The sequence below is a fragment of the Curtobacterium sp. B18 genome (assembly GCF_000333375.1).
In the GTDB taxonomy this organism is placed as follows: domain Bacteria; phylum Actinomycetota; class Actinomycetes; order Actinomycetales; family Microbacteriaceae; genus Curtobacterium.
Genome location: NZ_BACZ01000047.1, coordinates 1 through 610, shown reverse-complemented (window position 1 = coordinate 610; position 610 = coordinate 1). Strand labels below are relative to the sequence as shown.

Sequence of the window (610 nt, the reverse complement as noted above, 5' to 3'; positions counted from 1 at the left end):
CGCAGGGGTCCTCGCAGGTCGAGCCCCTCGACCCGGCGCTCATCGCCCGCGCCGACGCCGTCGTCTTCGCCGTCGACGTGGACGTCCGCGACCGCGGTCGCTTCGCCGGCAAGCCGCTCGTGGCCGGACCGGTCAAGCGCGGTGTCGACGAACCGGACAAGATGATCGCCGAGGCGCTCCGCGCCGCCGACGACCCCAACGCCGCACGCGTGCACGGCTCCGCTGCCGAGGCCGGTTCCAGCACCGCGAAGGACGAGCACTTCGGGCAGGCACTCAAGCGCTGGCTCCTCACCGGTGTCAGCTACATGATCCCGTTCGTCGCGGGCGGCGGGCTCCTCATCGCGCTCGGCTTCCTGCTCGCCGGGTACGGCATCGCGCTGACCCACGGTGACTCCGGGCAGAACAACGCGGTCTACACGCTCACGAACTACACGCTGCTGAACCTGCCGCCGGAGGGCCTGGCCTACTACCTCGGGGCCGCCGCGTTCCAGATCGGTGGCGTGTCCCTCGGGTTCCTCGTGGCAGCGCTCGCCGGGTACATCGCGTACGCCATCGCCGACCGTCCGGGCATCGCACCGGGCTTCGTCGCCGGGTCGATCGCCGTGTTCAT

The 610-nt window shown here is 71.3% G+C and carries 1 pseudogene; it reads left to right on the top strand.

The features are described 5' to 3' along the window. A pseudogene (locus I5E_RS01350) lies at positions 1-610 on the top strand (PTS lactose transporter subunit IIC); the annotation flags it as partial.